This is a genomic window from Pseudovibrio ascidiaceicola (assembly GCF_900114245.1).
Taxonomy (GTDB): Bacteria; Pseudomonadota; Alphaproteobacteria; order Rhizobiales; family Stappiaceae; genus Pseudovibrio; species Pseudovibrio ascidiaceicola.
In genome coordinates this window covers 145,104-158,893 of record NZ_FOSK01000006.1, presented here as the reverse complement: position 1 = coordinate 158,893, position 13,790 = coordinate 145,104, and the positions used below count along the sequence as shown (strand labels likewise).

11 protein-coding genes are annotated in these 13,790 nt (G+C 50.9%); 1 reads left to right on the top strand and 10 read right to left on the bottom strand.

Translation table 11 applies throughout. From position 1 onward, the window contains the following. From BM231_RS12975 to BM231_RS12955, 5 genes are all read right to left on the bottom strand, one after another. Complete coding sequence (locus BM231_RS12975) at positions 1–1,983, bottom strand: AMP-dependent synthetase/ligase (RefSeq protein WP_208860327.1); 1,983 nt, start codon at positions 1,981–1,983, stop codon at positions 1–3. Between the two features lie 450 nt (positions 1,984–2,433). Beyond that, positions 2,434–4,014 carry a TRAP transporter large permease gene (locus BM231_RS12970; RefSeq protein WP_093519981.1) on the bottom strand — a complete coding sequence of 527 codons (1,581 nt, stop codon included), beginning with the start codon at positions 4,012–4,014 and terminating at the stop codon, positions 2,434–2,436. 6 nt (positions 4,015–4,020) lie between these two features. Continuing rightward, the gene (locus tag BM231_RS12965; RefSeq protein WP_093519979.1) at positions 4,021–4,554 is read right to left on the bottom strand and encodes a TRAP transporter small permease subunit; all 534 of its coding nucleotides are present in this window, start codon (positions 4,552–4,554) and stop codon (positions 4,021–4,023) included. Positions 4,555–4,684: 130 nt separating this feature from the next. Then, a complete protein-coding gene (locus BM231_RS12960; protein ID WP_093519977.1) occupies positions 4,685–5,773 on the bottom strand; it encodes a TRAP transporter substrate-binding protein in 1,089 nt (362 codons plus the stop codon). A gap of 702 nt (positions 5,774–6,475) precedes the next feature. Further along, positions 6,476–8,350 (bottom strand): HoxN/HupN/NixA family nickel/cobalt transporter, encoded by a 1,875-nt coding sequence (locus BM231_RS12955; protein WP_093519975.1) that lies wholly within the window; start codon positions 8,348–8,350, stop codon positions 6,476–6,478. A 230-nt stretch (positions 8,351–8,580) separates the two neighbouring features. On the opposite strand from BM231_RS12955, the gene BM231_RS12950 reads away from it, so the two are divergent. Beyond that, positions 8,581–9,669 carry a Glu/Leu/Phe/Val family dehydrogenase gene (locus BM231_RS12950; protein WP_093519973.1) on the top strand — a complete coding sequence of 363 codons (1,089 nt, stop codon included), beginning with the start codon at positions 8,581–8,583 and terminating at the stop codon, positions 9,667–9,669. Positions 9,670–9,683: 14 nt separating this feature from the next. Here the strand turns inward: BM231_RS12950 and BM231_RS12945 are convergent, their stop codons facing one another. The 5 genes from BM231_RS12945 to BM231_RS12925 all read right to left on the bottom strand — a co-directional run bounded on the left by BM231_RS12945 (position 9,684) and on the right by BM231_RS12925 (position 13,772). Further along, a complete protein-coding gene (locus BM231_RS12945; protein WP_093519971.1) occupies positions 9,684–10,625 on the bottom strand; it encodes a LysR family transcriptional regulator in 942 nt (313 codons plus the stop codon). A gap of 128 nt (positions 10,626–10,753) precedes the next feature. Then, entirely contained in the window at positions 10,754–11,278 is a 525-nt protein-coding gene (locus BM231_RS12940) for a DUF2937 family protein (RefSeq protein WP_093519969.1), read from the bottom strand. A gap of 21 nt (positions 11,279–11,299) precedes the next feature. Next, entirely contained in the window at positions 11,300–12,277 is a 978-nt protein-coding gene (locus tag BM231_RS12935) for a WD40 repeat domain-containing protein (protein ID WP_093519967.1), read from the bottom strand. A 6-nt stretch (positions 12,278–12,283) separates the two neighbouring features. After that, positions 12,284–13,375: a CobW family GTP-binding protein gene (locus tag BM231_RS12930; RefSeq protein ID WP_093519965.1), complete on the bottom strand. Its 1,092-nt coding sequence runs from the start codon at positions 13,373–13,375 to the stop codon at positions 12,284–12,286. 160 nt (positions 13,376–13,535) lie between these two features. Then, a complete protein-coding gene (locus tag BM231_RS12925; RefSeq protein ID WP_208860326.1) occupies positions 13,536–13,772 on the bottom strand; it encodes a hypothetical protein in 237 nt (78 codons plus the stop codon). Positions 13,773–13,790 lie beyond the last annotated feature (18 nt).

Genomic DNA, 13,790 nt, shown 5'->3' with positions numbered 1-13,790 from the left:
TCATTCTGCCGCCTCCCGAGTCGCGGACATTGCTTTAGTGCTATGGGTGTCCATGTCACGGATCTCGACAGTGGCTTCGATCGTGCCTTGACGGCCATCTTCGAAGGTCACCTCGGTCACCACATGCTTGGAGGTCTCACCCGCATAGAATGCTTCAATCAGAGGCGCATAACGGTCAGCAACGAAGTTACGACGTACTTTCTGAGTACGCGTCAGCTCGCCATCATCCGGGTCCAGCTCTTTATGCAGAACAAGGAAACGTTTGATCTGGGCACCAGCCATCATTGGTTCTTCAGAAAGATCCTTGTTCACCTGATCCACATGGCTTTGGATTGTTTTGTAAACGTCAGGATGCGCAGCCAGTTCCTGATAGGAAGCGTATGCAATGTTGTTCCGCTCAGCCCAGTTACCAACTGCAACAAGGTCAATATTCACAAAGGCACAAACGTAGTCGCGCTCGTTTCCGAAGGTCACAGCTTCTTTGATGTTCGGGAAGAACTTCAGCTTGTTCTCAATGTACTTCGGCGCAAACATGGAGCCGTCAGTCAGCTTGCCCACGTCCTTCGCACGGTCGATGATCTTCAGGTGCCCATTCTCAAGGAACATGCCAGCATCACCAGTGTGAACCCAGCCATCCTCAGTCTTGGTATCTTTCGTTGCCTCATCGTTCTTGTAATAACCAAGGAACGCGCCCGGTGAGCGATACATGACCTCACCACTCTCAGCGATCTTCACCTCAACGTCTGGCATAGGAACGCCAACCGTATCAGCATAAATCTGCCCATCCGGCTGCGAGGTGATGAACACGGAAGATTCCGTCTGTCCATAAAGCTGCTTCAGGTTCAGGCCGATTGAGCGGTAGAACTTGAAGATCTCAGGACCAATCGCTTCACCTGCGGTGTAAGCCACACGAACACGAGAAAAACCCATCTCATTCTTCAGCGGCCCGTACACGCAGAATTCACCAACAGCATACTTAATGCGCTCAAACAGAGAGACTTTCTCTCCATTCAGAATGCGCTCGCCAACCTGGTTTGCGTAATTGAGGAAGTAGTCAAACAGCTTCTTCTTCATCTTGCCCGCATCTTCCATGCGAACTGTGATGTGCGTCAGCATACCCTCAAACACCCGCGGCGGTGCAAACATGTAAGTTGGGGCGATTTCCTTACGGTCAATCGAAACTGTTTCCGGACCTTCAGGACAGTTCACACAGTACCCGGCTGTCAGACACTGTGCGTAGGAGAACACATGGTCACCAACCCATGCCATCGGCAGGTACGCGACTGTGTCTGCATTCTCATCCAGATTATCGAACTTGTTCGCGTTCTGAACAGCAACAACGAGGTTATTGAAGGTCAGCATCACCCCTTTCGGACGACCAGTCGTACCGGAGGTGTAAAGGATCACAGCAATGTCTTCACTCTTGCCAACACTGACAGCATCAAACCAGTCATCTGCAAGCTTCTCATCGTTGTCGAGCAGAGTTTGCCCGGCTTCCTGAACGCTCAGGTAACGATGAAGGCTTGTGTGGTCGTAATCACGAAGGCCTTTAGGGTCTTCGTAAATGATGTGCTCGAGCAGCGGCAGCTTCTCGGACATCTCAAGCAGCTTATCAACCTGCTCCTGATCTTCAACAACCGCAAAGCGCACTTCTGCGTGGCCAAGAACGTAGGCGATCTCTTCTGCTACTGAGTCAGAATAGACTGGGATCGGAATACCACCCAACGCCTGCACTGCGGCAAAAACCCAATAAAGATGCGGACGGTTTGCACCAATCACCGCAACCTTGTCGCCCTCTTTGCACCCAAGGCTCTTGAGCCCCAGAGAAAGCTTGCGCACTTCTCCAAGGACCTCACGCCAGGTCCAGCTCTGCCAGATCCCGAGGTCCTTTTCGCGATACGCGGGACGATCCCCCCATTCCCGCGCATTCCGAATAAGCAACTGCGGAAATGTGTCCATACCCGCTGACGGAGGCACCTGCATCTTTGAATCACCTCTCACCAAAGGTCATCTTGTGCCTTTGGTCTGCCTGTTTACTCTGAGGAAATACGAAAGACTAATAGCCCCGCCTCGCAAGTCCTCCACCTGCGAGCTCCTCCCTGGACTTATTCTTAGCAAGATACGAAAGCTTTTTTAATGGGTTTTATTCATTGCGCGTTGCAACCTTGAGCACTTGTGCAATGCAAAACTGTGATATTTCAACGAGTTACATTCAAAAAAGTCTATACTAAGGTATACATGCATTATATTTGTCACGCATAAGCGAAATACTATAGGTAAATCAATGCCCAATACTTTTGATTAGGTTTCAATTCCTTTTTGTAGATCATTGGACTAAGTCAAAAAAGAATCACTACTTTGGGCTAGTGGCACTGCAACAAAAAAGGGGCGCGAATACTCGCGCCCCTTACATATACTAAGCGATTACTACTTTTAGCCGTAGATCACTTTCGGCAACCACGTCGCCATTTCCGGCAGGTACCACAGGATGATCAGCATCAGAACCTGAATGAGAACAAACGGGATGATACCGATGTAGATATCCGTGGTCTTAACTGACGGCGGAGCCACACCACGAAGGTAGAACAGCGCAAAACCGAACGGTGGTGTCAGGAACGACGTCTGCAGGTTCACAGCCATCATCACACCTAGCCATGCAGGGTGCATCGGTTCACCGTTAGGCATCTCAAGCTGCAGCAGAATTGGCGCAACAAGCGGAACCACAACGAACACGATTTCCAGGAAGTCCAGGAAGAAGCCAAGCACGAACATGACCAGCATCACAGCGATGATAGCGCCCAGTGCACCACCCGGCAGACCAGTCAGCGCTTCCTTCACCAACTCTTCACCACCCAGATCACGGAAAATCAGAGAGAAAAAGGTTGCACCGATCAGGATCACAAACACCATACAGGTAATCTGTGTGGTCGACTGCATCACTGGCATAAGCACTTTCTTTGCCATCACGCGGTAAAGCGAAACGAGCAGCCCATAAGCGAGCACCGCGCAGGAAAAACCAGCAACCCAGATACCAATCATATCACCGGTTGGGATCTCGTTACGTGCAACACGCAGATCCATGAAGGATGTCAGAACCAGCATCACAATAAGAGACAGCACAGCCAGATACACCGGCCAAGGCTTATCTTCTTGCATGCGGTATCCTGCAAGCAGCAACGCGCCAACAGCACCCACAGCAGCAGCTTCAGTTGGTGTCGCAATACCTACGAGGATTGAACCAAGCACCGCAATAATAAGCGCAATAGGCGGCACAAGAGCGTGAAGAACCTGACTGAGAGTTGGTCCAGCAGAGCCATCATCACGCATTGGAGGCGCTTTGTGCGGCTGTGTAAACGCTACAAACAGCTGATACACAATGTAAAGGCCAACAAGAGCAAAACCCGGAAGAAGCGCCCCTGCAAACAGATCCCCTACAGAGAATGGATCTGGAGCAAAGTTACCCATCTCACGCTGAGCGATCTGGTAGCCGTTAGAAAGCTGGTCAGCAAGAAACACAAGCACGATGGAAGGCGGAATAATCTGCCCCAACGTACCGGAGGCTGCAATCGAACCACAGGCAAGGCGCGGGCTGTAACCGTTACGCAGCATGGTAGGCAGAGACAAAAGCCCCATGGTCACCACGGTAGCACCCACAATACCGGTTGAGGCAGCAAGCAAAGCACCCACAATCGTTACAGAAAGCCCCAGACCGCCGGGCATACGCCCAAACAACCGGCCCATGGTTTCCAGCAGTTCTTCCGCAACCTTGGAGCGTTCCAGCATCACACCCATAAAGATGAAAAGCGGAACCGCAATCAGGGTTTCGTTAGACATGGTGCCGAAAATTCGGCTCGGAATAGCACCAAGCGTCACGCTACCGCCAAAGAACGAGGCGATCAGAGCGAAAATCAGTGCAACACCAGCAAGAGTAAATGCAACAGGGAAGCCCGCCAGCAAACAAATACAGGCAACCGCAAACATCAAAATATCAAGAGTATGAAGAAGTCCATCCATCTCCGATTACTCCTGGATCTGACGGAATGAGTCGAGTGCCTTCTTGTCACCGCGAAGGGCAAGAACACTTCGAAGAATAATGGCGACACCCTGTAGGGAAACGAGAACGGCAAAGGCAATGATCGCACTCTTCAGGAGATACCGTCCTTGAATGCCGGAAGCCTCCTGAGATCCTTCCCAGATTGCCCAGGAACTGGCCACATAGCCCCATGACCAGTAGATAATCACCGCACACATCGGAAGAAGGAAGAACACCGAGCCGAGCAGATCAACCATCGCTTTGATGCGCGGACGTGCATCACGATAAAAGATATCAACCCGCACGTGTCCATCTACGCTGAGCGTATAAGCAGCAGCCAGCATAAACAGGAAGCCGTGCATGTAGGTGATGGATTCTTGCATCCAGATGGAACCGATACCGAAAACGTATCTCATCACCACCACTGTAAACTGGACAAGCACAATGCCCAGAGACAGCCAGGCGCAGCTTTTGCCGATGCCGCCATTGACTGAGGTAATCAGGTTCATTAGGGCGCGCATGCCCGCCTCTTCGTCTTGGTCTAAACCAAGCCTCTAGGATTATTATTGGGCCCCAAAGGCCTGAATAGAACTTTTTGAAAGAAAAGCTCCCCGCAAGGAATGCGGAGAGCTTGTGCAGCAATAGGTAAAATTAGCCCAGGATACGATCGCGAGCTGTCAGGTAGTTACGCTCAGCAAGGCTGGACCATGCAGAAGTTTCCTTACGAGACTTAATGTAGCTTTCGTAGATGCGCTTGGAGATGTCATCTGTCTCAGCCACTTCAGCAACAACTTCTTCAGCTTTACGGCCAATTGCATCAAACACGTCGTCAGAGAAGTCACGAACCTGAACGTTGTGCTTGGTCAGGAGAGTTTCCAGAGCAGCACCGTTGTTGTGGTTGTACTCAGCGAACATGTAGTTGTTCTCTGCCATACATGCAGAACGGATCAGTTCCTGCTGACCAGGTGTGAAGCTTTCCCAAACACCTTTGTTCATGCCGAAGGACAGGCCAGCACCTGGCTCATGGAAGCCTTTGGTGTAGTAGTACTTAGCAACTTTATAGAAACCGAATGCCATGTCGTTCCATGCACCAACCCACTCAGTCGCATCGATCGCGCCAGACTGCAGTGCAGGGAAGATTTCAGAACCAGGCAGCGCAACAGCAGATGCACCCAGACGGCGAAGAACTTCACCACCCAGACCAGGCATACGCATTTTCAGACCTTTGAGGTCTTCAAGAGAGTTAATCTCTTTGTTGAACCAGCCGCCTGCCTGCAGACCGGTGTTACCAGCCAGGAAGGATTTAACGTTGAACTGACCAGCCAGCTCATCCCAGAGCTGTTGACCGCCACCGAAGTGCATCCATGCTTCCAGCTCAGCAGCTGTCATGCCCATTGGAACGGCAGTGAAGAAGCCGAATGCTTTGTGCTTGCCGAGCCAGTAGTAGTCAGCAGCGTGGTACATGTCAGCTGTACCATTGGAAACAGCGTCGAAGCTCTCAAATGCAGGAACGAGTTCACCCGCAGCAAACAGCTTTACAGTCAGCTGACCTTCACTAGCAGCAGTGATGCGGTCAGCGATGCGCTGTGCGCCGGTACCAAGACCCGGGAAGTTCTTAGGCCAGGTGGTGACCATTTTCAGTTCGCGCTTACCAGCTGCGAGTGCTGGAGCTGCAAGAGTAGCTGCGCCAGCGGTTGCACCTGCCAAACCAGCATTTTTCAGAAAACTACGGCGGTCCATAAAAACTCCTCCCAAGAGCTTCTTAAATCAAATCTCTTTATGCCTCCGCAGAATTGAACCTCTTCCATTGAGATCTCTGCGACAACATGACCAACTTCTTATAACCCTAAAACTACGTGAAAATACAAGGAAATCTGCACCCTATTGGACAAATTAATTATTCTTGGATCAACTGAGCGTACCTCATCTATGCGTTATCAACCGAAACCAGCCGCAACGTAACTATCGAAACATTTTTAGGAATCTCCGCCCTTAAGGGCTAACAATCAACCTTCAAAATTGAAATTCATAGCCTTTTATTTCAATGTTAATAAGTCAGTCTACATGACCTAACTGACTTGAGCGTTGCTCCATTATTTTTTGGGCGAATGAAGCCACACAAATGGTAGATGCTTTAAAATACAATAATTTAGAGGAATCTAATCTACAGTTTCAGCTGAAACCGAGCAGAAGCGCGCAGACGCGATGCTACCCGATAAATCCGAGGCTTTAGCTTCAATCAGGTCAGCATGGAAAAGCGAAGACAGCTAACATTCAAAGATGCGCTCAGATGTGCAAACAGCTATCCACACGAAGGTGTAGTTTTCTACACGTTCGCGCATTAACGATAGCGCGAATTTCTTCGAAAACACCCATACGAAATTGCTTGAAAACAAATTTTTCAGGCATTTCGAGAGCGATTCTTCCAAAAATTGCCGTAATCTAGAACAGACCTGCCGTAGCGCCACCATTCAACCCGACAATCAGCATCAATGTTCCCATCAGCAAAATAGTCAGAGCACCAACCACCTCAAAACCGCGTAGAATAACCATACCAGCCTGACTGTCGGCACCCCAGATCCGCAAGGCAACTTCACGTGACAGAACTGCGAGACTCGCCAGAACAGACACCGTAATGCCTGTCCCCAATGCCATCACAAGTGTGGAGGCCACACCTGCCCAAATCATGCCCTGAGAAAACGCAAACGCAAGCACGATCAAAGCACCGGTACAGGGGCGAAGGCCGACAGCTAGAATAATCGACCAGATGCTTGTGAGTGTCATAGCCGAGTTCTGAACCATCTTCGGATCAGGCGCATGCGCATGCCCACAACTGGAACAAACTTCACCATGCCCTGCGTGCTCATGGTCATGGTGGTGATGGTCGTGATCGTGGTCATGAGAATGCCCGCAGCTGGAAGCAGGTTTCTTGCCAAACCATGGTTTCAAAACACGTTGCCAAACAAGGTAGAGACCAAGCACGAAGACCAGCACATAAGAGCCAAGTTCAAACCAGCGCGCCGTCGCATTAATCGCAGTACTGGTCAGGTGCAAGAGAACCCCTGCTCCACCGACCAACGCAATCGCTGTCACCGCCTGCGCAAAGGCAGAGGCAAAGGACAGCGCGATCCCTTTCTTCAAGGTCTGCTCATCCGCAATCACATAAGATGAAATCACCGCCTTACCATGCCCCGGCCCTGCAGCATGAAACACGCCATAAGCAAAACTGATCAACATCAGAAGCCAGCCAGCAGAAGGGTTGTTGCGGAAGTTTCTCAGCGCACTTGTCAGCTTTAGATAAAACTCATTCTGCAAACGGGTAATCGTCGCCATACCCTGCTGAAAGATATTCATATCCGGGCCGCGCAGGTCAGCATCAGCAGCGCCCACATTCTCACGCTCAGAAACGGAAGATAACGCCATTGCATCACCACCTTGCGCAAGAACAGCCACCGCATCCTCTGCAGTTGCAGGAGCGCTCTCAACCGGCTTAGGCGTGATCTCAGAGATGAACTTGGTATTGCCTGTAGTCGCAGCTGCTGTCACAGCGCCATCGCAAGACACAATCACCTGATTGACAAGAGCAGAGGTGTAACTTTGCAGAGCTTCAGGAACATTACGCTGATCTGCCCCAATAGTTGCCAACTGAGCAGCAATTTGCCCATCCAGCTCCGGCGGATGAACCAGTTCAACGGAGCATTTGCCTGGGGCATTGCTCAGTGAAACAGCCGTATCCCCCTTAGGCCACTTAAAATCGATGTAATAAGTTGGATCATATACGTCGAGCGTGATCGGCTTATCAGCTTTGATCTTCTTTTTAAGCGGCAAGGAAAAGCTCAGCTCCACCAAGGACACAGGGCTCGTGTCTGGCTGGCTGCGCCCAGCAGCAACCTCTTCCGCAATTGCCTGCTTGTCCTCTTCGCTGATCAGCCAATAATCATCAAAAGCCACATTGACCATCTTCATCGAAGGCTCAAACGGCTGAGAAAAATCTATCTCTGTTTGACTGTCATCACCGAACGTGAAGTAACCATACTCGCTGAGACCTTGAATATTGATCTCGGCAAGCTCAGCCAGCTCATCCTTTTCGAAAAATCCATTCTGATTGACGTCCAGCCCCTGCACTGCATAGGCTGTATACAGATCATCAAACAGCCATTTGTGCCGGATGTGAGTCAGATACCCGTCATCATCAAACACCAGCTCAGCGCGCGCCTGCACAAACATGTGCGGATGTGCTGCAACCTGTTGAGAAGGCAATAGAAATACCAACAGCATGCAGAATGCGGTCAAAAACCGTAGGAGCTTATGAGACATGGTGCCTTAACAATATGTGAGAACCCAGTACGACAAGTGTAATAAAATAACGGCAAATTCAAGACCCATTTATTGAAGGTCGTGAGATACGTTTTTCCCGTAATTTAGAACCATTCGGATAATTCTTCCGAATTTGATGCCCATCACCTACGAAATAAACCGGATATTGCTTTAAGAATAAACCAATATCCCCGCAACGCTTCTTGTTCAATTTCGTTTGGGAGGGCTGAATGAACGTGCCATTGCATAATAAAATAACGATCGATACCTACATGACCCCATTGGATCATCCAGAATTCGCTGGCCACGAGCAAATCGTATTTGCAACAGACAACGAAACGGGCTTGAAAGCGATCATCGCGGTTCACAATACCAACCGCGGTCCCGGTCTCGGTGGATGCCGCATGTGGAACTATGCAAGCGCGAATGAAGCTCTGACTGATGTTCTCCGCCTATCAAAAGGCATGACCTATAAAAACGCGTTGGCTGACCTTGCTTTGGGAGGAGGAAAGTCAGTCATCATCGCAAACCCACGCACTGACAAGACCCCAGAACTTCTCAGAGCATTTGGCAGACACATCAACCGTCTGTCCGGCAGCTACATCACGGCAGAAGATGTAGGCATCAGCTCAGACGACATGGAAATCATTGGCAGCGAAACTCAGTTCGCTCGCGGAACTGACGCAACTGGCTTTGGCGATCCATCTCCGTACACTGCATTAGGAACCTTCGTCGGCATCAAGGCAGCCGCCAAGCATAAATTCGGCTCAGAAGACCTATCCGGCCTGACTGTTTCCCTGAAAGGGCTAGGTCATGTGGGATACGACGTTGCTCGCCAACTGCATGAAGCAGGCGCCCGTTTGATCGTCTCCGACATCTATGATCCGGCAGTAACACGCGCCATTGAAGAGCTCGGCGCATCCAGCGTATCTCCAGACGACGCACATCTCGTCAAAGCAGACATCTTTGCTCCGTGCGCGCTTGGCGGTGGCCTGAATGCTGCGACCATCCCAGAGCTGAAAGTTGCTGTCGTCGCAGGCGCAGCCAACAACCAGCTAGAAACTCAAGAAGACGGCGCTGCTCTCATGAAGCGCGGCATCCTGTACGCACCAGACTATGCAATCAATGCAGGCGGCGTAATCTCTGTTGCTCTGGGTGAGCCTGGTGCATCAGATTCAATCGTACGCCAGAAGACCCTCGCTATCGGTGGCACGCTTGCTCAGATCTTTGATCGAGCCGATGCAGAAAAACGCCCAACCAACATCATCGCAGATGAGTTGGCAGAAGAGCGTTTCCAGCATCACCACAATCCGGCTTAAAACAGAGGGTCGCTCTAATCCTCTTTGGGTACAGGCCCATCAAGCATTTTGGGGCAGTCACCATACTGCTCCAATTGCTTGTGCCAGTTGACCATGTAGTCAACAAAGGCGCGCACCTTCGCTGACAGATGCCTGCGATGCGGATAAACCGCGTACATCGCAGGCCCAGGCACTTCGTAGTCTTCCAATGCTGGTATCAGCGTGCCTGCCATCAACTCTTCCAGCACATAAAAGATCGGCAAACGCACAACGCCAAGGCCTGCCAGCGCCGCTGCAACCGCAGTCTTCGCACTGTTCACATGCATCGGTCCTTTAACGGGAACAGAAAATCGCTCCCCATTTGCCAGAAACATCCAGTTGGTCTTGTGCTTGTAGTTGGTATCAATAATGCACGGCATATTCGCCAGATCACTTGCCTTCTCAGGCATGCCATGCGCTTCCCAATACGCAGGAGAGGCACAAACCACGACACGAACGTCACGGATCTTCCGCGCAATCAGGCTGGAATCCTCAAGCTCGGCCACACGGATAGCAACATCATATCCTTCCTCGACAATATCGACGAAGCGATCTTCCATCTCAATATCCAACTCAACACGCGGATGTTCTTGCAAAAACGAGGCAAGCACTCTGCCCAGCGTCGCTTCAGAGAACGAACGCGGAGCACTAAGCCGCAGCCGACCTCGCACTTCCCGGTGATCTTGCTGGACAGCATCCTTCAGGTCATCAAACCGTTGCAACAGCTCACCAGCTTCACGAAAATAGGCTTCACCAACCTGTGTCAGAGAAATTTGACGGGTCGTCCTGTTCAACAAACGCACGCCCAGTTCATCTTCCAGCTCGCTCACATACTTGGAAATAAGCGCCTTGGAGCGTCCCATATCACGTGCTGCAGCCGAAAACCCGCCGCTTTCTACCACCTGCAAAAAACATCTAATTCGTGTGATGGAATCCATCGATCAAACCTCTTACAGCGTATCTCCGGAAAGTGGACGCCGGTTTTTGAATAAAGATACGCACAAACAAAGGCTAAAGCAGCTCATCTAGACTTATTTGGAATGCAAACCGCTTTAGGTGGTCGTCGTCACTGTGTGCCAACCTGCTGCTTTTCGCGATGCTTTCGGCGGCGCCTTACACGTCCACCAAGCCCGGCCAGACGCAACATAAATAAACCAATCGCAAAACCAATCCCAGCCAATACGCCGCCTTCAACCGTCACAGGCACCGCAGGCTCAAAATCTTCCCAGGTTGCTTTGGAGATCTTGGTGTCTGGTTCTCTCAGAAAGATCCAGACCCGCTCAAAGGCCGCAGCACTCGTCATAGCCAACTGCTGCTCTTTCAGAGCATCCAGACGATCCAGTGACCGTTCAACACTCTCACCGCGCAACTGTACAAACTGGTCAGCACTCTGAGCCATATGCTGTAGGGCTGCAGAAACGCTCCTGTTGGTAGCAACCGCATCCGCAACAAAGTCGGCTTTCACTTCTTCCAGCGCATCAATGGCTCCACCAATGCGCTGACGATATTGCTGAGCAAACTCAGGAAGCTGAGAGGTCACAGTGCCGCTTACAAGCGCAACGCCAAGCGTCAAAACTCTTGCAAACATCATAGCAAACCTCCCACACTCGAGTTAATCCACCAGCGTGATGACTCCAGCAGCCCCTTCTTCCGTACCAAAGGCCAACCGGTTGCCCTTCTTATCCCATGCAAGGGCAGAAACAGGGCCAGCACCCGGACGGCGCAACAGCACCTCAGCATTGTCATGGAAACGCACAGCCATCACCATTCCGTCCTGATAGCCAATCGCCACCATCTCTTCAGTCGGATGACAGCAAACGGTCGTAACCATGCTGTCACCACGTACGCCAAGTTCCAACGGTGCCTGCCCCATAGGCCCACTCTTGCCCATAAACGGCCAGAGGATCGCAGCCTGAGCGCCAGAGGTCGCCAGATACTTACCCTTGGCAGACCAACTCACAGACTTCACCTTGCCCGGATAACCGGTCATGCGCATGTCCTGACTATCCGCCAGACGCCACCCATGCAGAGCGTTCTCCTGCATCGTGGTCACAAGGTACTTCCCCTCAGGCGAATACGTGACAAGACTATGCGCCCCCTTCCAGCTCAACTCTTGGGGATCACCAGCGGCATTCACCCAAAACAAAGTCACGCCATCATAACGAGAAGCAGCAAGACGCATGCCTTTCGGCGCAAAAGCCAGACCAGCAAACGCACGCGGCAGCTGAAACTCTTTGATCTCGCCGCTTTTCAAGCGAACCCAAGCCGTACGACCAGATGCATAGGCCACACTGTCCTGCGGGCCAGCAGCAATAATGTCGATCCATTTGCGTGGCTGCTCAGCAAGTTCTTCAACACGGCCATCACTATGGACCTTGCAGATCCGGCCATCGCCACCGCCAGTAATCAAAGATTTGCCATCCAGAGATGGCGTTGCACAAAGCAAACCGTTTTTGTGAACCGGCGTTTGTGTTTCCGGCCCACCAGCAAAAAAGACAGAACCTTCACCACTGGCAAAGGCAGCAACATCACCAAGAAAGCTTGCAGAAACAACAAAGCCATCAGTATCAAGAGGAGCAGTTACAGGCACCAGAACTTACTCCGCAACACAAGCTTCAAACGCAGTTTTCAGCGCAGCGCCATCCAGCTCACGACCGATGAAGACGATGCGGCTTTCACGCTTCTCATCATCCCGCCAATCTCGCTGATGGTTGCCCTCCACAATCATATGAATGCCCTGCACCACATAGCGCTGCGGATCATCCTTGAACGACAGGATTCCCTTCATACGCAAAATGTTCGGCCCCTGAAGCTGTGTCACCTGATTGATCCAGTCAAAGAAGACTTTCGGATCCAGATCGCCAACAGTAAAGGAGAAAGACTTCACAGAATGCGTGTCTTCATGGTCGTGATCACAGTCAGGCCCGCATTCATGGTCAGCGTGGCCATGATCATGATCGTGGCCATGATGGTGATGATCGTGATCATGGTCGCAATCAGGACCACACTCATGATCGTGCGCGAGTTCAGCTTTTTTCAGGAACTCCGGATCCAGATCGAGAATACGATCCAACTCAAAGGCCCCACGATCCAGAACATCCGAAATCGCAATCTGACAACGCTCTGTATGATGGATCTTCGCATATGGGTTGATCTTACGGATCGCCGCTTCAACACCAGTCAGTTCTTCTGCTGAAACAAGATCGGTCTTGTTCAGCAAAATCACATCAGAAAACGCAATCTGATCTTCAGCTTCTTTGGTATCCTTCAAACGCTGCTGAACATGGCGGGCATCAACAACCGCAACAACAGCATCCAACTTGGCGGCTTCACGTACGTCATCATCCATGAAGAATGTTTGCGCAACAGGAGCCGGATCTGCAACGCCGGTGGTCTCCACGATGATCGCGTCAAACGCACCCTTGCGTTTCATTAGGTTTTCAACAGTACGGATCAAATCACCACGAACAGTACAGCAAATACAGCCGTTGTTCATTTCATAAACTTCCTCGTCAGACTCAACGAGAAGGTCATTGTCGATACCGATTTCGCCGAATTCGTTGACGATCACAGCATAACGCGTGCCATGGTTTTCGCTCAAAATACGGTTCAACAAGGTGGTTTTACCTGCGCCCAGATATCCGGTCAGCACGGTAACAGGAATACGGCTATCAGCAGCCTCGGACATTTACGTCTCCTTGGATGGGTGCGCGCTTGCTTAGTGCCGGCGCATAAATCTCGTGCCCTCAATATAGACAGTTGCTCTGCCAGCAAAAGACCCTAGCTGCTGATTAGCTGTTATCGCCCCTTCTGTCCCCCAGGAATTGGCGAGTAACTCTCAACCAGCATCACAATCCAAGTTTGCGCCGAAGCTCCAGAACAAGCAGAAAACCGATGCAAAAGATGATGAAGAACACCACAAAGCTAATGGCAACCGGCATACTGCTGTTCAGCAAGGGAGAGAAGAAAAACATATAAATCAAAATCATCATCGCCATTGTCACAACAATGCGCGCCGGGCTTCTCGTTACAAACTGAAAAACACCCATAGACCTGATCTTCTCAGGTACACGAAGACCACTCATAAAAATCTCCAATCAAAA